This is a genomic window from Microbacterium sp. PRF11 (genome assembly GCF_031844085.1).
Taxonomy (GTDB): domain Bacteria; phylum Actinomycetota; class Actinomycetes; order Actinomycetales; family Microbacteriaceae; genus Microbacterium.
Genome location: NZ_JAUZUP010000004.1, coordinates 61917 through 83202, shown reverse-complemented (window position 1 = coordinate 83202; position 21286 = coordinate 61917). Strand labels below are relative to the sequence as shown.

The 21286-nt window shown below is 69.3% G+C and carries 17 protein-coding genes and 1 riboswitch; of the genes, 2 read left to right on the top strand and 15 right to left on the bottom strand.

From position 1 onward, the window contains the following. Positions 1-2: 2 nt before the first annotated feature. The 8 genes from Q9R20_RS11805 to Q9R20_RS11770 form a co-directional block, all read right to left on the bottom strand. A complete protein-coding gene (locus Q9R20_RS11805) occupies positions 3-2195 on the bottom strand; it encodes an ABC transporter ATP-binding protein (RefSeq protein ID WP_311249522.1) in 2193 nt (730 codons plus the stop codon). Continuing rightward, a complete protein-coding gene (locus tag Q9R20_RS11800; protein WP_295840434.1) occupies positions 2188-3111 on the bottom strand; it encodes an ABC transporter permease in 924 nt (307 codons plus the stop codon). Before Q9R20_RS11800 ends, Q9R20_RS11805 begins: the two co-directional genes overlap by 8 nt. Before the next feature lies 1 nt (position 3112). Next, complete coding sequence (locus Q9R20_RS11795) at positions 3113-4093, bottom strand: ABC transporter permease (RefSeq protein WP_311249521.1); 981 nt, start codon at positions 4091-4093, stop codon at positions 3113-3115. A gap of 221 nt (positions 4094-4314) precedes the next feature. Further along, positions 4315-4863: a PH domain-containing protein gene (locus Q9R20_RS11790; protein WP_311249520.1), complete on the bottom strand. Its 549-nt coding sequence runs from the start codon at positions 4861-4863 to the stop codon at positions 4315-4317. A gap of 38 nt (positions 4864-4901) precedes the next feature. Further along, entirely contained in the window at positions 4902-6566 is a 1665-nt protein-coding gene (locus Q9R20_RS11785) for an ABC transporter ATP-binding protein (RefSeq protein WP_311249519.1), read from the bottom strand. After that, positions 6563-7510 carry an ABC transporter permease gene (locus Q9R20_RS11780; RefSeq protein WP_311249518.1) on the bottom strand — a complete coding sequence of 316 codons (948 nt, stop codon included), beginning with the start codon at positions 7508-7510 and terminating at the stop codon, positions 6563-6565. Before Q9R20_RS11780 ends, Q9R20_RS11785 begins: the two co-directional genes overlap by 4 nt. After that, positions 7500-8429 carry an ABC transporter permease gene (locus Q9R20_RS11775; protein ID WP_311249517.1) on the bottom strand — a complete coding sequence of 310 codons (930 nt, stop codon included), beginning with the start codon at positions 8427-8429 and terminating at the stop codon, positions 7500-7502. Before Q9R20_RS11775 ends, Q9R20_RS11780 begins: the two co-directional genes overlap by 11 nt. A gap of 162 nt (positions 8430-8591) precedes the next feature. Continuing rightward, on the bottom strand, positions 8592-10211 hold the full coding sequence (locus Q9R20_RS11770; protein ID WP_311249516.1) for an ABC transporter substrate-binding protein: 1620 nt from the start codon (positions 10209-10211) through the stop codon (positions 8592-8594). Between the two features lie 164 nt (positions 10212-10375). Here Q9R20_RS11770 and Q9R20_RS11765 point away from each other — a divergent pair, with 164 nt between their 5' ends. Further along, the gene (locus Q9R20_RS11765; protein WP_311249515.1) at positions 10376-11215 is read left to right on the top strand and encodes a type II CAAX endopeptidase family protein; all 840 of its coding nucleotides are present in this window, start codon (positions 10376-10378) and stop codon (positions 11213-11215) included. 13 nt (positions 11216-11228) lie between these two features. Here the strand turns inward: Q9R20_RS11765 and Q9R20_RS11760 are convergent, their stop codons facing one another. The 7 genes from Q9R20_RS11760 to Q9R20_RS11730 all read right to left on the bottom strand — a co-directional run bounded on the left by Q9R20_RS11760 (position 11229) and on the right by Q9R20_RS11730 (position 20147). After that, positions 11229-12968, bottom strand: a complete 1740-nt coding sequence (locus Q9R20_RS11760) for an ABC transporter substrate-binding protein (RefSeq protein ID WP_311249514.1) — start codon at positions 12966-12968, stop codon at positions 11229-11231. A 238-nt stretch (positions 12969-13206) separates the two neighbouring features. Next, positions 13207-16086, bottom strand: coding sequence for an aminomethyl-transferring glycine dehydrogenase (gcvP, locus tag Q9R20_RS11755; RefSeq protein ID WP_311249513.1), 2880 nt, complete (start codon positions 16084-16086; stop codon positions 13207-13209). After that, a complete protein-coding gene (gene gcvH / locus Q9R20_RS11750) occupies positions 16083-16457 on the bottom strand; it encodes a glycine cleavage system protein GcvH (RefSeq protein ID WP_311249512.1) in 375 nt (124 codons plus the stop codon). Before gcvH ends, gcvP begins: the two co-directional genes overlap by 4 nt. Continuing rightward, complete coding sequence (locus tag Q9R20_RS11745) at positions 16454-17686, bottom strand: glycine cleavage system aminomethyltransferase GcvT (protein WP_311249511.1); 1233 nt, start codon at positions 17684-17686, stop codon at positions 16454-16456. The genes gcvH and Q9R20_RS11745 overlap by 4 nt, the downstream gene beginning before the upstream one ends. Positions 17687-17836: 150 nt before the next feature. Continuing rightward, positions 17837-17931, bottom strand: a riboswitch (glycine riboswitch). 60 nt (positions 17932-17991) lie between these two features. Continuing rightward, positions 17992-18276, bottom strand: coding sequence for a hypothetical protein (locus Q9R20_RS11740; protein ID WP_311249510.1), 285 nt, complete (start codon positions 18274-18276; stop codon positions 17992-17994). Next, positions 18209-18598 (bottom strand): WXG100 family type VII secretion target, encoded by a 390-nt coding sequence (locus Q9R20_RS15960; RefSeq protein WP_396653688.1) that lies wholly within the window; start codon positions 18596-18598, stop codon positions 18209-18211. Before Q9R20_RS15960 ends, Q9R20_RS11740 begins: the two co-directional genes overlap by 68 nt. 373 nt (positions 18599-18971) lie before the next feature. After that, positions 18972-20147 carry a MarP family serine protease gene (locus Q9R20_RS11730; protein ID WP_311249508.1) on the bottom strand — a complete coding sequence of 392 codons (1176 nt, stop codon included), beginning with the start codon at positions 20145-20147 and terminating at the stop codon, positions 18972-18974. Positions 20148-20555: 408 nt separating this feature from the next. On the opposite strand from Q9R20_RS11730, the gene Q9R20_RS11725 reads away from it, so the two are divergent. Then, positions 20556-21281, top strand: coding sequence for an NrtR DNA-binding winged helix domain-containing protein (locus tag Q9R20_RS11725; protein WP_396653687.1), 726 nt, complete (start codon positions 20556-20558; stop codon positions 21279-21281). The last annotated feature ends 5 nt before the right edge of the window (positions 21282-21286 follow it).

Below are 21286 nucleotides of genomic sequence, written 5' to 3'. Positions count from 1 at the left end.
GATCATTCCTCTCGTTGGTGATCGGTGAGGGCCCCCGGCGACGTGGTGCCGTCGGTCGGAGACGTTCGGGGGGATGCGGCCGACGCCCGCTCGAAGACGAGGTCGGACCGTTCGGCGTGGTGACACGCCACCCGGGAATGCGCCTGGGGGCGCAGACCCGGGTCGTCGGAGTCGCACCGGCGCCGGTCGGCGTCGGGCAGCAGGCGGTACAGCGGGCACCGCGTGCGGAATCGGCATCCCGAGATCTCCTGCGTCGGGCTCGGCAGGTCGCCGTCGAGCAGGATGCGGGTGCGCCCGCGCTCGACCCGCGGGTCGGGGATGGGCGCGGCCGAAATGAGGGCCTTGGTGTACGGATGCCGCGGGTCGTCGAACACCGCGTCGACCGGGCCCTGCTCGACGATGCGACCGAGGTACATCACCGAGACGTCGTCGGCGATCTGCCGGACCACCGCGAGGTCGTGCGCGACGAAGAGGAACGACAGACCGAGCCGCTCCTTGAGGTCTTCGAGGAGGTTGATGACACCGGCCTGGATCGACACGTCGAGCGCCGACACCGGCTCGTCGAGGACAACGACCGCGGGGTCGGTCGCGAGCGCCCGGGCGATGCCGATGCGCTGGCGCTGACCGCCCGAGAACTCGTGCGGGTAGCGGTCCGACATGTTCGGGTCCAGACCCACGAGCTCGAGGAGCTCGGTCATCTTGCGGTCGCGTTCGGCGCGGGGCACGCCCTGGACGAGCAGTGGTTCGGTGATGACCTCGCCGACCGGCAGGCGCGGGTCGATCGCGCCCATCGGGTCCTGGAACACGATCTGGATGCCCTTGCGCAGGGTCGCCTTGTCCTTGCGACCCGCGGTGGCCACGTCCGTTCCGTTGATGCGGATGGATCCGGACTGCGGGGCGACCATCTCCATGATCTCGAGGATGGTCGTGGTCTTGCCGCATCCCGACTCCCCCACCAGACCCATCGTGCGTCCGGGCTGGATGGAGAACGAGATGCCGTCGACGGCGCGGACCGTGCCGATCCGCCGCGGGAAGACGGCCCCCTTCATCAGCGGGAAGTGCTTGACGAGGTCGGTGACCTCGACAGCGGGCGTCACGTCGGGGCGGGGCGGCGGCACCTCGCCGAGCGCCTCGGGACGCGGGAAGATGTCGGGCCGCGCGAGGCTGCCCGACGCGATCTCGTCCGCCCGGATGCACGCGGCGACGTGGTCGGGGGCGGGGCCGTGTCCGACCAGCTCCGGCTCGACGTCGTGGCAGGCATCGATCGCGATCGGGCAGCGAGCCGCGAACGGGCACCCCTTCGGGAGTGCGGCGAGGGACGGCGGTCGCCCCTCGAGCGGCACGAGACGGTGGGAACCGGCGGTGCGCATGTTGGGCACCGAGCGCAGCAGGCCAACGGTGTAGGGCATGTGCGGATCGTGGAAGATCTCGTCGACGCTGCCGCGCTCGACGAGCTTGCCCGCGTACATGACCGCGACGCGGTCCGCGTGGCCGGCGACCACCCCGAGGTCGTGCGTGATGAGGACGACGGCCGCGCCGGTGACCTCGCGCGCCTTCTGCAGCACCTCGAGGATCTGCGCCTGGATCGTCACGTCGAGCGCGGTGGTCGGCTCGTCCGCGATGATGACGCGCGGGTCGTTCGCGATCGCCATCGCGATCATCGCGCGCTGGCGCATACCGCCGGAGAACTCGTGCGGGTACGCGCGGGCCCGGCGCTCGGCATCCGGGATGCCGACGAGCTTCAACAGCTCGACGGAGCGGGCATGCGCGGCCTGGGCGCTGAGGGCACGGTCGTGAAGACGCAGCCCCTCCGAGATCTGGTCGCCCACGGTGTAGACGGGGGTCAGTGCCGACAGCGGGTCCTGGAAGACCATGGCGAGCTCGGCTCCGCGGATCTTCGACAACCGGGCGTCGTTCATCGTCAGCAGCGACCGGCCGTCGTAGACGATGTCGCCCTCGACGCGCGCGGTGGAGGGCAGCAATCCCATGACGGCGAGCGACGAGACGCTCTTGCCCGAACCGGACTCGCCGACGATGCCGAGGAACTCGCCCTCGTGCACGTCGTACGAGATGCCGCGCACGGCTCGCACGTCGGCGCCGTCGCGCTGCGGGAAGGTGACGCTGAGGTCGCGGACCGACAGCAGAGGCGTGCGGGCGCTCGAGGACAGCAGAGTGGCGGATCGGGTGTCAGTCACGGTTCGCTCCCGAGGTGGGGTCGATGGCGTCGCGCAGGGCGTCGCCGATGAGGCTGATGGCCAACAGCAGCGCGATGAGCACGCCGGCGGGGTACACGAACAGCCAGGGGCGGGTGACGGCGGCCGAGGTGCCGGCAGCGAGCAGTGTTCCCAGCGAGACGTCGGGGGCCTGCACGCCGAAGCCGAAGTAGCTGAGCGAGGTCTCGGCCATGATCGCCGCCACGATGCCGAGAGTGGCGTCGATGATCAGCAGCGATGCGATGTTGGGGATGATGTGGCGCGCGAGGATCTTCCGCGTGGGCATGCCCATGTAGCGGGCGGCGCGCACGAAGTCGCGATTACGCAGCGACCGCGTCTGGTTGCGCACGACCTGCGCGAGGATCATCCAGCTGAAGACGGCCAGGAAGAAGGTCAGTGCGAGCCACGACAGTCCGCGGGTGAGCGGGCTCAGCAGCACCAGGATGAAGAAGGACGGGACGACCAGCAGCAGGTGGATGACCCACCCGATGACCGCGTCGACCTTCCCTCCGAGGTAGCCCGCGACCGAGCCGACCGCGGCGGCGATCAGCGTCGCACCGATCCCCGCGAGAGCGCCGATGATGAGCGACTTCTGCAGGCCGACGAGCGTCTGGGCGTAGATGTCCTGCCCGATGCCGTTCGTCCCGAACCAGTGCAGCTGGGTGGGACCGAGGCCGACGTTGAGGAAGTCGCGCTGCGTCGCGTCGTACGGGTACAGCAGCGGACCGATGAAGGCCCACAGCACGATGAAGACGAGGATGCCGCCACCCACCCAGAATCGCGGCATCTTCTTCAGACGCGCACGCACGAGCGCTCCGCGCGACAACGGCTTGCGCTCCCGGGTGACGGGGCTGGTGGCGACCAGCGTGCCGTCGAGAGCCTCTTCCTGCATGGTCATGTCAGCTCCTCACTCTCGGGTCGAGAGTGGCGTAGAGGATCTCCGACAGGGTCGAAGAGATGAGGACGAGAACGGCGACGAAAAGGGTCGACCCCGCGACCGCGTTGATGTCCTGCTGTGTGACGGCCTGCAGCTGGAACTGGCCCATCCCGCGCCACGAGAAGACGATCTCGAGCATGGCCGAACCCGCGATCAGCGTGCCGAAGCTGTAGGCGAAGAAGGTCGACATCGGGATGAGCGCGATGCGCACACCGTGGCGGAAGAGCGCGCGCGTGCGGGGCAGCCCCTTCGCGCGGGCGGTGCGGATGTAGTCGGCACCGAGCACGTCGAGCATCATGCTGCGCTGGTATCGCGAGAAGGATGCCGCGCTGACGAGCACGAGCGCGATGGTCGGGAGCAGCAGGTGCACGGCTCGGTCCACCAGCACGGGCCAGAACCCCTCGATCCCCGCGGTGTACTCGCCGGTGAAGCGGATCACCTGCGTGCCCAGCGCGTTGTTGAACGACGTCGCCCCGATCATCAGCAGCACGCCGATGACGAAGGTGGGCGTCGCGAAGATGAGGTACGACGAGTACGTCGTGATCTGATCGCTCGCGCGATACTGCCGCACGGCGCCGAGCACGCCGATCAGCACGCCGAGGATGGCACCGAGGATCGACCCGATCAGCAGCAGGCGCAGGCTCGTGCCCGCGCGCACCGCGATCTCCGACATCACGTCCTGTCCGCCGATCGTGGAGCCCAGGGAGAACCGGGTGAACAGGTTCACCAGCCAGTTCCACAGGCGCACGATGATCGGCACGTCGGGATTGGCACCGAGAGCGTCCAGGCTCGCGATGATCGACTCCTCCGGCGGACGCGGGTTCATGCCGTAGAAGCGATCCTGCGGCCGCAGCAGCGCGCTGCCCAGCACGTAGGCCAGGCACGTCGCCAGCAGGCTCAGGACGGCGTAGTTCAGGAACCGTCGCAGAACGTACAGCGTCATGACGAGCGCGAGCCCGTCCGCAGAGTGCCGGGGTGAAGCGTCATGGTGGTCCTCTCGCCGTCGAGACCCCCGCCTATTCGTTCGCCTGGCTAAGGATCTGAGAAGACCCTACGTCGGCTCCTGCGCGAACGGCGTGCCGGGGGAACACACTTTTCACGACCGTAACAAAGCCCTTACGTGGCGCTTTGTCACGAACGGTTACGTCGAGAGCAGCACTGCGCTCAGCGGACACCGCCGGAAATGAACAAAGCGATGATAACCCAGACGACCAGGACGAGCAGGGAAATCGCTGAGGGAATGTCCCAAAAGCGACGGACCGCCCCGTCCGTCGGAGCCGTCGCACGGGCCGACTCCCACGCGTCCTGGATGACCGTCAGGTCACGGATCGCGGGCGGCTCGCGCCGCGCACGGTCCCCTCCGGAGCGCAGGGGCGGGCGGCCCGGACGACCGGCCACCGGCCCGCCGAACGCCTTGTAGGTGCGGGGTTCATCGGTGCGCACCTCGAGCTGCCACCGCATGTCGATGTCGGTCACCCGGCCCCACGCGATCTCGACGACCCGCAACGGATTGTGGATGCGGATGCCGTCGGCGTCGATGCGCACGTGCGGGGCGAACAGCAGCGCGTACACCGCCCACAGGGCCAACAGGATCCACGGTGCGAGAAGGAGCATCTCGGCCACGCCGGCGCGGAGCGCGGCATCCCCCAGGAGGACGACCGCGAGCAGCGCACCGACGATCAGCCCGATGATCGACGACGGGGCGCGGAACACCCTCGGGTGATCCGCGCCCCGGAAGCGCTCGTCGCGCGTCACGCGCCGCCCAGCGAGAGGGAGGCGCCGGGAATGGCGTCGAGCAGTCGGCGCGTGTACTCCTGCGAGGGCTGGGCGAAGATCTCGTCGACCGTGCCCTGCTCCACGAGCTTGCCGCGCTCCATGACGCACACCAGGTCGGCGGCGACGCGCACCACGGCGAGGTCGTGCGTGATGAACAGGTACGTCAGCCCGAGCTCGGACTGCAGCTCCGCCAGCAGCTGGAGGATCTGCGCCTGCACCAGCACGTCGAGAGCCGAGACGGCCTCGTCGAGCACGAGGATGTCGGGCTTGAGCGCGAGCGCGCGCGCGATCGCGACGCGCTGACGCTGGCCACCGGACAACTCGTTCGGATAGCGGGATGCCAGCTCCTGCGGCAGCGCGACCTGCTCGAGCAGTTCCTCCACGCGTGCACGGCGCGAGGCGTTGTCGCCCACCTTGTGGATGTTCAACGGCTCGGCGATCAGGTTGCCGATGCTGCGGAGCGGGTCGAGCGAGCCGTAGGGGTCCTGGAACACCGGCTGCATGCGACGACGGAGGTTGAAGGTGTCCTTCGCGCTCAGCGTGCCGGTGTTCACCCCGTCGACCTCGATCGAACCCGAGGTGGGCGCCTCGAGCTTGAGGACCATCTTCGCGATCGTCGACTTGCCGGAGCCCGACTCCCCCACCAGCGCGAGCGTCTTGCCCCGGGGGATCTCGAACGACACGTCGTCGACGGCACGGAACTGCTCGCTTCGGAACCCGCCCTGGCGGATCTTGTACTCCTTGACGAGATTGGTCACCTTGACCGTCGCCGGAGCATCGATGTCGGACTCGCGAAGGATGCCGCGGTCCTCGACCTTGGCCTGGATGCGCTGCGACGCGATGCTCGGCGCCGCCGCGACCAGACGCTGCGTGTACGGGTGCTGCGGGTTCTCGAGGATCTCGCGGCTCGGTCCCGACTCCACGATCTCGCCCTGGTTCATCACCACGATGGTGTCGGCACGCTCGGCGGCCAGACCCAGGTCGTGCGTGATGAGCAGCACCGAGGTGCCCCGCTCGCGCGTGAGGGATGCCATGTGGTCGAGGATCACGCGCTGCACGGTGACGTCGAGGGCCGAGGTCGGCTCGTCGGCGATCAGCAGCTTCGGGTCGGCCGCGAGGCCGATGCCGATCAGGGCTCGCTGGCGCATACCGCCGGAGAACTGGTGCGGGTACTGGTGCAGGCGACGCTCCGCGTCGGCCAGACCAGCCTGCTTCAGCACCTCGATGGCGCGCTTCTCGACCTCCTTGCGACCGGTGGCGATGCCGTTCGCACGGATCGCCTCCTTCACCTGGAAGCCGATGCTCCACACCGGGTTGAGGTTCGACATCGGGTCCTGCGGGACGTAGCCGATGTCTTTGCCGCGAACGGACTCGAACTGCGTCGCCGTCAGATCGGTGAGTTCGCGCCCGTCGAGCGTGATGCTGCCGGCGGTGACGTGACCGGTGCCGGGGAGCAGACCGATCACGGCGGATGCCGTGGTCGACTTGCCCGAGCCGGACTCGCCCACGATCGCGACCGTCTGGCCGGGGTAGACGTCGAGGCTCACCCCGTGCAGGACCTCGCGCGTACCGCCCTCTCCCTGGAACGCGACCTTCAGGTCGCGCACGGACAGCAGCGGCGTCATGGTGGCGTCGCTCATCGGCGGGCCCTCGCTCTCGGGTCGATGGCGTCTCGGATGAGCTCGCCCAGCAGGATGAAGGCCAGCACCGTGACGGTCAGCGCGACCGACGGCCAGATCAGGGCCGCGGGCGAGACGCGCAGCGACTGCTGCGCCTGGCTGATGTCATTGCCCCACGACATCGTGTCACCGCCCAGACCGACGCCGAGGAACGACAGCGTCGCCTCCGCGACGATGGCCGCCGCCAGGCTGATCGTGGTGACCACGAGCAGCGGCGCGATGGCGTTCGGGATGACGTGCGTCAGCAGCGTCTTGAAGCGCGACTGTCCCAGCGCCTGCGACGCCGAGACGTAGTCGGCCTGTCGCACGCGCAGGACCTCGGCGCGCACCACGCGGGCGGTGGAGGCCCACGCGAAACCGCCGATCGCGAACGCCAGCGTGAGGACGTTGCGGTACTGCGAGAACACGCTCATCACGACGATCGCCGCGAGGATGTAGGGGATCGAGAAGAAGATGTCGCCGACGCGCGAGATGACGGCGTCGATCCATCCCCCGTAGAAGCCCGACAGCGAGCCCATCACGAGACCGATGATCGTGCCGATCGCCGTGGCGAGCAGACCCACCGACAGCGACGTGCGGGCACCCCACACGATGCGCGAGAACGTGTCGCACCCCTGGAACGTGAAGCCGAGGATGTGCCCGGGCTGCGGGCCGCCGTTGCTGTTCGACAGCTGGCAGTCGTTGTTCGGAGGCACCTGCGTGAACAGCGTGGGCCACACCGCCATGAGGATGACGACGGCCATGACCGCCAGCGCGATCCAGAAGGTCGGGCGGCGACGCAGGTCGCGCCAGGCGTCGAGCCACAGGTTGCTCTTGCGGGCGGCGACGCGCACGGCGTCGACCGAGATGGTCTCGGTCTTGATGGGGGCGACGTAGTGCGGCGCCGGGAAGTGACTACTTGACATAGCGGATCCTCGGGTCCAGGAGGCCGTACAGGAGGTCGACGACGAGGTTGACCAGCACGTAGATGATGACGAAGACGGTCACGAACGAGACGACCGTGGGGCCCTCGCCGCGAATGGTGGCCTGGTACAGAGTGTTGCCGACACCGGGGATGTTGAAGATGCCCTCGGTGACGGTCGCACCGACCAGCAGCACGCCGAAGTTCGTCGCGGAGTTGGTGATGACCGGGATGAGCGAGTTGCGCAGCACGTGCACGGGGATGACACGACGACGCGACAGGCCCTTGCTGTAGGCGGTGCGGACCCAGTCCTGGTTCAGCGTGTCGATGACCGAACCGCGCATCAAGCGCATGCTCGTGGCGAAGAGACTGAAGCCGAGAACGATGGCCGGGAGCCACAGGTCGCCCCAGTCGTTCTGCGCGCCCACCGTCGGCCGGAACCAGCCGAGTTGGATCGCGAGGAAGTACTGCGCCAGGAAGCAGGCCACGAAGATCGGCAGTGCGACGAACAGCAGCGCGACGATGAGCGCGACGTTGTCGAACAGCTTGCCCTTGCGGATCGCCGAGATGGTGCCGATGACGACGGCGAGCACGAGCTCGATCGCGAGGGCCATCACGGCCAGGCGACCGGTCACGGGCAGCGTGCGGGCGAGCACCTCGTTCACGGACTGGCCCGAGAACGTGGTGCCGAGGTCGCCCTGGAAGATGCCCGCGATGTAGAGGAAGTACTGGACGATGAAGGGCTGGTCCAGGTGGTACTGCGCACGCAGGGCTTCGACGACCTGCGGGGCGGGGGTCTTGTCGCCGAAGAGCCCGAGGATCGGGTCTCCCGGCATGGCGAAGACCATGAAGTAGATCAGCAGCGTGGCTCCGAAGAACACGGGGAGCACTTGCAGCAGACGTCTGAGGATGTAGCCGAGCATCCGCTCTCTTTTCGAACGTGGGAAACGCCTCATCCGACGTTTCTGGGGGCCGGACCCCGAAAGGGCCCGTGCCGTTCTATCACACGTCGTGATGAGGCCTGGCTGGCAGACCGCGAGGCGGTGACGAGTCCGTCACCGCCTCGCGGCTTGAGATCGGAAGGGTTACTTCGTGATCTCGTAGTACAGCGGAACCGAGTTCCAGCCGAACTGGACGTTGTTCACGCCCTCGGCGTAGCCGCCGGTGACGTTGGAGTACCAGAGCGGGATGGCCGGCAGGTCCTTGAGCAGGACCTCCTGAGCCTTCTGGAAGTCGGCGTTCTGCGCGTCGACCTCGGTCTCGGCGATACCGGCGGCCAGCAGCTGGTCGAACTCGGGGCTCGAGTAGTCGCCGTCGTTCGAGGAGGCGTCGGTCGCGTAGAGCGGGCCGAGGAAGTTGTACAGACCGGGGTAGTCGGCCTGCCAACCGGTGCGGAACGCCGTCTGGATGCTGCGGTCGGTGATGGCCGTGCGCGCTTCCTTGAAGGTCGGGTACGGCGCGCCGGACGCGTCGATGCCCAGGACGTTCTTGATCGAGTTGGTCACCGCGTCGACCCAGACCTGGTGTCCGCCGTCGGCGTTGTACGCGATCTGGAACGTGCCGCTCCAGGGCGAGATGGCGTCGGCCTGAGCCCACAGCTCCTTCGCCTTGTCGGCGTCGTACTTGAGCACGTCGGCGCCGGCGAGCGAGTCGGACCAGCCGTCGATGACCGGCGAGGTGAAGTCGCTGGCCGGGGTGCGGGTGTTCTGGAAGATCGTCTGCGTGATCTCGTCGCGGTTGATGGCCATCGACAGCGCCTGGCGGCGCAGCTGACCCTCTTCGCCACCGAAGTGAGCGAGACGGCCCGGGATCGTGAACGACTGGAACACGGCGGCGGGCTGGTTGACCGCGCGGTCACCCAGGTCCGACTCGAAGGTGGCCTGCGAGGCCGAGGGGATCGCGTCGATCACGTCGACGTTGCCGCCCAGGAGGTCGGCGTACGCGGCGTCCTGCGTGGCGTAGAAGACGACCGTCAGACCACCGTTGGCGACGGTGCGACCGCCCTGGTAGTCGTCGTTCTTGACGAGGTCGATCTGCACGTTGTGCTGCCACGCGCCGTCGCTGGCGAGCTTGTACGGGCCGTTGCCGACGGGGTTCTCGCCGAAGGCGGCCATGTCGTCGAAGGCCGAGTCGGGCAGCGGGAAGAACGCCGAGTAGCCCAGGCGCAGCGCGAAGTCGGCAGCGGGCTTGGAGAGCTCGATCGTGAAGGTGTAGTCGTCGACCTTCTTCAGACCGGTCAGCTCGGAGTCGGCTTCGTAGCTGAAGCCGACGATGTCCTCGAAGAAGTAGCTGTTGAGCTGGTTGTTCGACAGCTGGGCGCCGTAGTTCCACGCCTTGATGAAGTTGTCGGCCTTGACCTCGGTGCCGTCGGTGAACTTCTGGCCCTGCTTGAGGGTGACCGTGAGGTTCTGCGGGTCGTTGGTGACGATGGACTCGGCCATGTCGTTCACGGGGGCGCCATCGGCGTCGTAGTAGACCAGACCCGCGAAGATCGAGTCGAGGATCTTGCCGCCACCGACCTCGTTGGTGTTGGTGGGGATCAGCGGGTTCTGCGGCTCGGAGCCGTTCGTCCGGATGATCGCCGAGGCGTCGCCGCCCGATGACGAGCCGCTGCCGTTGTCTCCGCCGCCCGAGCAGCCGGCGAGCATGAGCCCGACAGCTCCCAGCAGGGCGAGACCGGAGAGGGCAATCTTGTTGCGCTTCACAGTTCCTCCAGGGAAGGGATGATCGTCGCCCGTGCCGAGTTTCCACGCAGCACGAGGCTCGTGACAATCCGTTCGGGCAGGATGAGAACACACTAGGCACGTTTACCCAGGTGCCCCAAACTTCTCGCAAAAACGTTACAGAGGATTTACTCGAAAGGCTCCGGATGTGGCAATCTGACAAGTCGCTGCGCGCAACCCGCCTCGCGGACTGGACATATCCTCCGATCCTCGACCGCTCGGACCGGTTCTCCCGCACCCGCCCGTGGTGGGAGATCGCCCTCGTCCTGCTCGTCAGCGTGGGTCAGTCGGCCATCTACTCCGTCGTCTCGTTCGTGCGCGCGACGACGCGGGCGCCCATCTCGCAGCAGCAGACGCAGCTCAATCCCTCACGCAGCGCCGAGCCGTTGTGGGATGCGATCTACCAATTCCTCGACATCTTCTTCTCGCTCGCTCTCGTGGCCCTCGCGGTCTATCTGCTGTGGGAGCCCGCGAACAATGCGCTACGACGCATCGGGCTGGATTTCCGTCGCTTCGGTTCGGACGTCGCGAAGGGCGTCGCCCTGGTCGTCCTCATCGGCGCTCCCGGCATCGGGGTCTACGCGATCGGACGCGCGATCGGACAGAGCATCACCGTCGTCCCCGCTCCCCTGGACTCGTCGTGGTGGGTCATCGCGCTGCTGATCCTGGCGGCCCTCCGGGCCGGACTCACCGAGGAGGTCATCTTCCTCGGGTTCCTCTTCGACCGCCTGCGGCGCCTCGGCTGGTCGTGGACGGGCATCATCGCCTCGACGGCGCTGCTGCGCGGCAGCTACCACCTGTATCAGGGATGGCCGTCGGCATTGGGCAACGTCGTGATGGGGCTCGTCTTCGGGTGGTGCTACAAGCGGTGGGGGCGCGTGATGCCCCTCGTCGTCGCGCACACGATCATCGACATCGTCGCCTTCGTGGGATATCCGCTCGCCGCCGCCTGGTGGCCGGCCATCTTCGCGCCCCCGGCCTCCTGACGCCGGCGGGAGATCAGGGCTGAGGCGACCAGGTCCAGAACGCCGGCGGGATGCCGTCGGGCTCGGAGGTGTAGCCCACTCCCCCGACGCCCGCGGCGGTGGCGACCGCACCCGTGCGCTCGAGCAGGGGGACGCCCGCGTACACCGAGAACAGGGATCGATCGATCTCCCTCGCCTCGCCGAGCACGTCGACCGGATCGGTGTGCACGGTGAGCTCGTCGAACAGCTCGTCGGTGTTGGGGCCGTCGATGCCCTCGGCCAGGCGGTCCCGCGCCGAGCGGTAGAGGCTCTCGTCTTCCCCGACCCACGACAGAGTGGCATCCGGTGTGTCCTCCGGAGTCGCCGCGCGAACGGCGATGCCCGCGCGAGCGCCCATCGACACCAGCCGGGAGAAGACCATCGCGGACACGTCGTCGGTGCCGTCGTAGGCGACGCGCAGCACCGCGGCGCGATCGCCGAGGGCTCTCCGGGCGCCGTCGACGTCGGCACCGGTGCCCGGCGCACCGTTGCCCGAGATCAGCGAGGAATAGAGCTCACCCGTCGCGGGCGAGGAGAGGAAGGACTGCAGGGGTTGCGCGTCGGGCCGCACGGCGCCGAGCACCTCGCTCACCAGGGACGCGCGGTCGGTCGCCAGCGTCATCGCCTGACGCAGATCGGATGCCGTGCCCGCACCGAAGCGGAGGTGCAGCGTCTGCGTGGTGGGGCCGACCTGCACGGTCAGTCCCGCGTCGGTGAGCGTCTTCTGCTCGGCGACGTCGACGTCGCCGACGTTGGCGATGTCGACCTGTCCGGCTTCGAGGGCCGAGAGCTGCGCGGCGCGGTCGGGGAAGAAGCGCACGGTGAGTCCTTCGAGGCCCGGGAAGTGCGCGCCCTGATAGCTGTCGCGTCGGGCGAGCTGCAGCGTGTCGGCCGTCGCCTCGGCGACGGTCCACGGACCGGCCGAGACGACGCTCGCGGGGTCTGGCGTCGATCCGGCCGCGATGTCGAACCCCGTGTTCCACGCGGTGGCGGCCGCGGCCAGCACGGGATTCGGTTCGACGGGCGCCGTCGGGTCGCCCTCCGGCGCGGTGAGGATAGCCGTCAGCAGATCCTCGACGCTGACGCCGGCGCGTTGCGCGACCACGTGGACGGGACGGTCGAGCAGCCACTGCCGGTTCCAGTCGGCGAACGGCGAGTCGTAGGTCAGGGTGAGGGTGTCGTCGGCCCGGTCGAGGATCGGGCGCGACGTGCGCGCGTTGGGGTCGGCGGGAGCAGCCGTGTCGAAGTAGCGCGTTCCCGAGACGACGTTGCCCTCGGCGTCGTACGTGGCGTCGTCGAAGAAGTGGGAGGTGACAGCCCACCCGAACAGCAGGTCGTCGAGGGTGACGGGCGTACCGTCCGACCAGACGCGGTCGGAGAAGAGTTCGTAGCTGACCTTCAGGGGATCGCCCTGCACACGCGTGATGCGGCCGAGACCGTTGTTCGGGACGACCTGCAGGTCGCCGTCGAGCGAACCGAGGTTCTCGTCGAGCAGCGCCGAGACGGCACGATTCGCGGGGGTGCTGCCGGTGGCGCTGGCCGCGTTGAAGCTCGTGAGCGACCCCACCACGCCGACGGTCAGGCTCGTGCGCGCTTCCTGCTGGGGGGCGGGCGCGGGTTCGGGCGCGGAGCAGCCAGCGAGAACGACGCCCGCAGCCGCGAGGAGGGCGAGAAGACGCGCGCGGCGACCGCGTCGTCGAGTCGGTCGAGGATCATCCGTCAGGCCGTGGTGCACAGGGGAACTGTACTAAACGCCGCCTGTGCGATCCCGGGGCGTCGCGCGCGCGTCCCCGCCGCGCGCGCTGAGGCCCCCGCGACGGGACACGCGCTGTCGCGGCGTGCGCGCTGACGCGATAAACGCCCCCGCGAGTGGGACACGCGCTGTCGCGGCGTGTCTCACTCGGGAGGGCGTTCATCGCGGCACGGACGGCGCACAGCGACGCGACGGACGTGCGCCCGGGAGCGAGCGCGGTCTAGGCGAAAGCCTCCGGCGGCGGGCACGAGCAGACGAGGTTGCGGTCGCCGTAGGCCTGATCGATGCGGCGCACCGGGGGCCAGTACTTACCGCGGATGAGCGAGCGCACGGGGTACACCGCGGTCTCACGCGAGTACGGGTGCTCCCACTCCCCCACGACGACCGTCTCGGCGGTGTGCGGGGCGTTCACGAGCGGGTTGTCGTCGACGGGCCACTCCCCCGCCGCGACGGCGAGCGCTTCGTGCTTGATCGCGATCATGGCATCCACGAACCGATCGAGCTCGGCGAGGTCCTCGCTCTCGGTCGGCTCGACCATCAGGGTGCCGGCGACCGGGAACGACATCGTCGGCGCGTGGAACCCGTAGTCGATGAGGCGCTTGGCCACGTCGTCCACGGTGACGCCCGTCTGCTCCTTGAGGGGACGCAGGTCGAGGATGCACTCGTGCGCCACCAGGCCTCCCTCACCGGCGTACAGCACCGGGTAGTGCTCGCGCAGGCGCGTGGCGATGTAGTTGGCCGAGAGCACCGCCGCGGCCGTCGCCTGCCGGAGGCCCTCGGCGCCCATCATGCGCACGTACGCCCACGAGATCGGCAGGATGCCGGCGGAGCCGTGCGGGGCGGCCGAGACCGGTCCGCCATCGAACGTCCCTCCCGCGTGGTCGGCACGCTGCGAGAACGGGTGCGACGGCAGGTACGGCGCGAGATGCGCCTTGGCCGCGACGGGACCGACACCGGGGCCGCCGCCGCCGTGCGGGATCGCGAACGTCTTGTGCAGGTTCAGGTGCGAGACGTCGCCGCCCAGGTCGCCGAAGCGGGCGAAGCCGAGCAGGGCATTGAGGTTCGCGCCGTCGACGTAGACCTGCCCGCCGGCGTCGTGCACGGCCTGCGTGATCTCGAGCACGTCGTGCTCGTACACCCCGTGGGTCGAGGGGTACGTGATCATCAGCGCCGACAGAGCGTCGGCGTGCTGCGCGATCTTCGCGCGCAGATCGTCGAGATCGACGTTGCCGGCCTCGTCGCACGCGACGACCACGACCTTCATACCCGCGAGGATCGCGGAGGCGGCGTTGGTGCCGTGCGCCGACGACGGGATGAGGCACACCGTGCGCTCGGTGTCGCCGTTCGCCAGGTGGTAGCCGCGGATCGCGAGGAGTCCCGCGAGCTCGCCCTGGGACCCGGCGTTCGGCTGCAGCGACACCGCGTCGTAGCCGGTCACCTCGGCGAGCCAGCGCTCGAGCTGGTCGATCATCTCGAGGTAGCCGTGCACGTCGGCCTCGGGCGCGAACGGGTGCACGCGCGAGAACTCCGGCCACGACACCGCCGCCATCTCGGTGGCCGCGTTGAGCTTCATCGTGCACGAGCCCAACGGGATCATGCCGCGATCGAGCGCGTAGTCCCGGTCGGCGAGCGTCTTGAGGTAGCGCATCATCGCCGTCTCGCTGCGGTGCGCGTGGAAGACGGGGTGGGTGAGGTACTCGTCGTCGCGGTCCAACGTCTCGTCGACGCCGCGCAGGGCTTCGCCGACGGGCAGATCCTCAGCGGACAGCCCGAAGGCCGCGAGCACGGCGGCGATGTCGGCATTCGTCGTGGTTTCGTCGACCGAGACGCCCACCGTCGCGTCATCCACCCACAACAGCTGGTAGCCGCGCTCACGGGCACGGTCGACCACGTCTTGCGCGCGCCCCGGCACGTGCACCCGCACGGTGTCGAAGAACGCGTCGCTCGCGAGAATCAGGTCGTACGAGCGCAGAGCGGATGCCAGGGCATCGGCCTTCTGCGCGACCCGCGTCGCGATCGCGCGGAGCCCGTCGGGCCCGTGGTACACGGCGTACATCGCGGCCATGACGGCCAGGAGCACCTGGGCGGTGCAGATGTTCGACGTGGCCTTCTCACGACGGATGTGCTGCTCGCGCGTCTGCAGCGACAGACGGTAGGCGGGGTGGCCGACGGCATCCTGGGACACACCGACGAGACGACCCGGAAGCTGGCGCTCGAGGCCCGCGCGCACGGCCATGTAGCCGGCGTGGGGACCGCCGAAGCCGAGCGGGACGCCGAAGCGCTGGGTGGTGCCCACCGCGATGTCGGCGCCGAGCGCGCCCGGGGAGCGCAGCAGGGTCAGCGCCAGCAGGTCGGCCGCGGCGACGACGAGACCGCCCGCGGCGTGGACCGCCTCGGCGACGGCGGAGAAGTCCCACACCCGGCCGGTCGCTCCGGGGTACTGCACGAATGCTCCGAAAGCCTCGGGCAGGTCGCCGTCGAACGCGGTCTCCTCGATCCGGATGCCGACGGCCGCGGCGCGGTGGTGCAGCAGCGCCTTGGTCTGGGGCAGGGCGTCGACGTCGACGAGGAAGACGTCGGTCTTCGCCTTCGACGCGCGACGGGCGACGAGCATGCCCTCGACGACGGCGGTGGACTCGTCGAGCATCGAGGCGTTCGCCGTGGCGAGGCCCGTCAGGTCGGTGACCATCGTCTGGAAGTTGATGAGCGCCTCGAGCCGGCCCTGCGAGATCTCGGGCTGGTACGGCGTGTAGGCCGTGTACCAGGACGGGTTCTCGAGGACGTTGCGCGCGATCACCGACGGCGTGAAGGTGTCGTAGTAGCCGAGTCCGATGAGCGGGCGGGCAGTGCGGTTGGCGGCGGCGAGCTCGCGAAGCTCCGCGAGCGCCTCGGCCTCCGTCGCGGCCGGCGGGATCGAGCTGGTCGCGCGGGGCTGGACATGGATGGATGCCGGGACGGCGGTCTCGACGAGCGCCTCGACGCTGTCGTACCCGACGACTTCGAGCATGTGCGCCTGAGCGTCGGGACCGATGCCGATGTGGCGGTCCGTGAAGACGGCCGGGGTCGCGGCATCCGTGCGGGGAGGAAGGAGAGTGCTCATGCGGTGAGGTCCTCGTAGGCGGCGCGGTCGAGCAGGTCGCCGGGCAGGTCGCCCTCGACGCGGATCTTGATGAGCCAGCCGCCGGCGAAGGGCTCGGCGTTGACCAGGGAGGGATCGTCGACGACGGCGTCGTTGACCTCGACGACCGTGCCGGTGAGCGGGGCGTAGAGCTCGCCGACCGACTTGGTCGACTCGATCTCGCCGCAGACGTCGCCCGCGGTCACCGCGGAGTCGGCGCCGGGCAGCTCGACGAAGACGACGTCGCCGAGCTTGTCGGCGGCGAAGTCGGTGATCCCCACGGTGGCGATGTCGCCGTCCAGGGCGATCCACTCGTGCTCGGAGGTGTAGCTGAGGGCGGTGAGGTCGGTCATGCGTTTCTCCGGTAGAAGGGAAGGGCGGTTACGGTCGCGGGGATGCGGGTTCCGCGCACGTCGATGGTCAGGTCCGTTCCGGGTTCGGATGCCGCGGGGGCGACGAACGCCATCGCGACGGGGTGGCCGAGCGTGGGGCTCAGCGCTCCGCTCGTGATCTCGCCGACGACGTCGTCGCCGTGCAGCACGGTGTAGCCGGCACGGCCTGCGCGGCGGCCCTCCGAGACGAGCCCGACGAGCACGGGGGCGTCGGCAGGTCCGGACGACAATCCGTCCTTGCCCACGAACGCCTCTTTGTCGGCGGCCACGACCCGGCCGAGTCCGGCTTGAGCGGGCACGATGTCGCGCGACAGTTCGTGGCCGTACAGCGGCATGCCGGCCTCGAGGCGCAGGGTGTCGCGCGCGGCGAGACCGCACGGCACGAGGTTGCGGTCGGCACCCGCGGCGAGCGCGGCATCCCACAGGGCAGCGGCGTGCGCGACGGGGATCATGAGCTCGTAGCCGTCTTCGCCGGTGTACCCGGTGCGGGCGACGAACAGCGGCGCCCCATCGAAGGTGCCCTCGGTCCAGGCGTAGTAGCCGAGGTCGTCGAGAGCGGTGCCGGTGATCGCGACGCCCGGGGTGGAGCTCAGGATGCCGCGCGCCTCGGGACCCTGCAGGGCGATGAGGGCGTAGGAGTCGGTGACGTCGTCGACGGTGAGGGTCCCGCGAGCGTCGGTCGCTGAGCCTGTCGAAGCGTCCGACGCGGGGGTTCCGGTCCCTTCGACGAGCTCAGGGACCTCGGTTGCGCCGTCAGGGACCGCGTCCGACACGGGGGCCCACGTGCGCTGCGCCAGATCGAACGCCGCGGCCACGGCATCCCGGTTGCCGGCATTCGAGATGACGAGGAAGCTCTGCTCCCCCCGGCGGTAGACGATCACGTCGTCGACGATGCCGCCGCTTTCGGCGAGCACGAGCGAGTACTTCGCCTTGCCGATCTTCATGGTCGATAGGCGCCCGGCGAGCACGTAGTCGAGGAACTCGGCCGCGTCCTGACCATCGACCTCGAACTCGGCCATGTGCGAGATGTCGAACAGGCCGGCGGCCTCGCGCACGGCGCGGTGCTCGGCGAGATCGGAGGTGTAGCGCACGGGCATGTTCCAGCCGCCGAAGTCGGTGAAGGAGGCGCCGAGGGCCTCGTGCCGATCGTGCAGCGGCGACGTGCGCGGTGGAGCGGGGGTTTCGGTCATGAGTTCTGCCGTTCGCGATGACGGACAGACGCCGGTCGGCGCCTGAGAACTCCCCCTCTGTCATGGGCCTGAGAGTTTCACCCCGCGGTCGCGGGGCTTTCACCGTCGGCGGACCCGGGGCGGTGCATCCGGGTCTCTTTCCAGAGTGGCCCGATCGACGCGGTACGCGTACCTGAGAGATTGGCGGGGAGGCTTGCTCCTTCGGTGCCCGGCTGCGTGCGCCGGAGCTCTCCCGCATCGATCATGGGGCCGGTGTGGACTTGTGGGGTCAGCCTAGCGGAGCACCGGCGCGTGGCGTGAGATGTTCAGCCGTTGTCCTGTTCGCGGAGATCGGCCGCGTCGCCGGGGACGCAGAGGGAGGTGCCGGCGATGTAGTAGTCACCGGGGGCGGTCGAGAAGGACAAGCCCGCCAGGGGGCCGCCGGACGCGTAAACGACATAGACCGGGGTATCGACGACGCGTACTTGCATGCCGAGAGACTTCCAGTAGTCCGCGATGATCTGGGCGTCCGCACCTCGATCGCTATCGGGAGCAGGCGCGCCGTAGCCGTAGGTGTAATGCCACCGTGCCCGCGCGGGTCTCGTATGCATCGGCCGCTTCGCCGGTCCAATCCGGAACCGTACGCATCGAGCGCAGCGCGGAACCCACATCTTCCGCGCTCTGAGCGTGCGCCCGCCACACGGCCGCGGTGCGGTGCAGCTCGCCGACGTCGCCGGGAATGAGAACGGATGGATCTCGGGTGGAGCCGAGTTCGGCGGTCACTCGAGAACCCAGCCTCCTACGGCGCCCAGTGCTCTCAGATCGGCCTGTGCGCCGGCATCCATGCTGTCGAACATGTCGGCCACCTCGCGCAACCCCGTCACGAGCGCCTCGACTCCGCGGCGACGCTCGGCGGTGCAGTCGTTCATGCACCCTGTGAATTCGGCCACGGCAAGATTCAGGTCGGGCTGGTCCGTCACAGAGAACCCCAGGAGGTGGGGCTGATCCGGCACGACGGTGGCCATCTTCGCGGCCATGCGACGCACCTCGTCCACAGTTATCGAAATGTCCCCCATGCGCAGCAGAGTAGCCGTCGTGCGCACTTACCCGAGCAGTTCTGCGGACAACTTCACCCGGGTGAATGTGAACGAGCGGTACATCACCTCACGCTGAGCAAGGGCCTTCCACTGACAATCATCGAACGAGCGGCTGCGGTTTCCTTGGCCGCCGCCGAGGAAGCGCACCGCCGCTATCGCGTGATCCCCTGCCACCCGCGGGTCATCGGTTGAAGCGCACCCCCGGAGCATCAGCCCCGCGTGCAGCTCCCGGATGCCACGGGCGCCGACAGCTGGTCCATCTGGGCGAGCACCGGGTCGAGCTCGGCCGGGGTCATGGCGTAGCCGACGTTGTCGTCGGTGTCGGAGCGGGCGAACACGATGCCGGCGACCTCGCCCGAGGTGGTGAGCAGCGGACCGCCCGAGTTGCCCGGGCGCACGACCGCGGCGAGCGCGTAGATGTCGCGCGGAGTAGAGGACTGGTCGTAGATGTCGGGGACCGGAACGGTACCCTCCTGCAGCACCTGCGCGCTGCCGGAGGTGAAGGGTCCCCCGCCGGGGTACCCCTGCACGACGGCGGCGGATCCGACGCCCAGGGTCGACACGACGGGCAGGGCCGCGGCATCCATGTCGTCGACGGAGACCACCGCGATGTCGTCGATCGGGTCGAAGTACACCACACGACCCTCTCGAGCGGGGCGTCCGGGCAGTTCGACGAGCGGGGTGTCGACGCCGGCCACGACGTGCGCATTCGTCACGACCCGGCCGGGAGCGGCGACGAACCCGGACCCGCTCGAGGTCACACCGCACGCGTAGGCGGTGCCGGAGATACGGGCGACCGACTGGGCGGCCTGCGTCAACGCGGGGTCGTCCAGAGCGATCTCGGGAGCACTGGGCACCGGGCCGATCTGGATGAGCTCGCCCAAGCGCGGGATGCCGTCGGCGAACACGGTACCTCGAAGGTCGGCGAGGGCGCCGCGCACCGGAGGCGGCGTGAGGTCGTCGATGGTGCGGACGACCCCGGACGAACCGAGCGCGGCGGAGACGACGGGGACGCCGACGGGGGTGATCGACCCGGCCGCGAACGAGATCGCCAGGGCTGCGGCGGCGACGTTGACCACGCCGCCGAGCAGTCGCTCGGGCACGCGCAGTCGAATGCGGTCGGCGCCGCGCCGGAAGAACCCGCCCAGGGCGCTGCCCACGCCCGAGCCGAAGAGGAGAAGGAGGGCACCGGCGAGGATCATCGCCGGCCCGCGCCACGAGGGCGCCGTGACCCACTGCCCGATGAAGGGGACGACCCAGTACGCCGCGACGGCGCCGACCGCGAGCCCGGCGAAGAAGCCGATCGTGGCCAGGAACCCGCGCGAGAGGCCCACGATGAGCGCGATCGCCAGAAGGGCGATCAGAACGATGTCGACGATCGGCAATCGAACCTCCTGAGTCCTCATCGAGGCTATGGCGCACGTCTGGGAGAACCCTTTCGACGCGCTGGGCCGGCGGCGCGGTCGGCCGTCGGTGGCCCCGGGGCGTCACAAGTGGCCCCGGGGCCACCCCGCGCACGCGGCCTCGTCATACGCCCAGCTCGAACCCCGCCTCAGCGTCGCAAACCCCGGCCGCCGTGGCCCCGGGGCGTCGGAAGTGGCCCCGGGGCCACCCCGCGCACGCGGCCTCGTCATACGCCCAGCTCGAACCTCGCCTCAGCGTCGCAAACCCCGGCCGCCGGTGGCCCCGGGGCGTCGGAAGTGGCCCCGGGGCCACCCGCGCACCGCGACGCCCGCGAAGTTGCCCCTTCGAGTCCACATGACACTAAGATCGTCAGCGGAGATATGGTCACCATGACAAGAACCCCCGAGCCCGAAACCCGCGACGCCGACGTGCGCGTCGCGGTGTCGACCGTCATCTTCAGCGTCCGCCGCGACGAGCACGACGAACCCGTGCTGTCCCTGCCCCTGGTGCGTCGCACCCGCGACCCCTTCGACGGACGGTGGGCGCTCCCCGGCGGCTGGCTCGACGCGAGCGAGGGGCTCGACACCGCGGCATCCCGAACCCTCGCCGAGACGACCGGCCTCACCCCGAGCTACCTCGAGCAGCTCTACGCGTTCGGCGCCGTCGATCGCTCCCCCACGCGCGTCGTGTCGATCGTGTACTGGGCGCTGCTGCGCTCCGATGAGGTCGACGCGCAGGTCGCCGCCCACGCCCGCGAGGGCGACGCCCCCGAGAACGTCGAGTGGTTCGACGCGACCGAGCTGCCGGCTCTGGCCTTCGACCACAACGACATCGTCGAGTACACGCTGTGGCGACTGCGCAACAAGGTCGGCTACAGCCGCATCGCGCACGGGCTCCTGCCCGACGAGTTCACCCTCGCCGACCTGCGCGAGGTGACCGAGTCGATCCTCGGCAAGCGCCTCGATCCGGCGAACTTCCGCCGCCAGGTCGACACCTCCGACACACTCATCCCGACCGACCGCTTCCGCACCGGAAGCCACCGCCCCGCTCGCCTGTACCGCTACAACCGCGATGTGGAGCTCGCCGATCGCGGCCCGCTCCCCTCCCGTCACTGATCGGA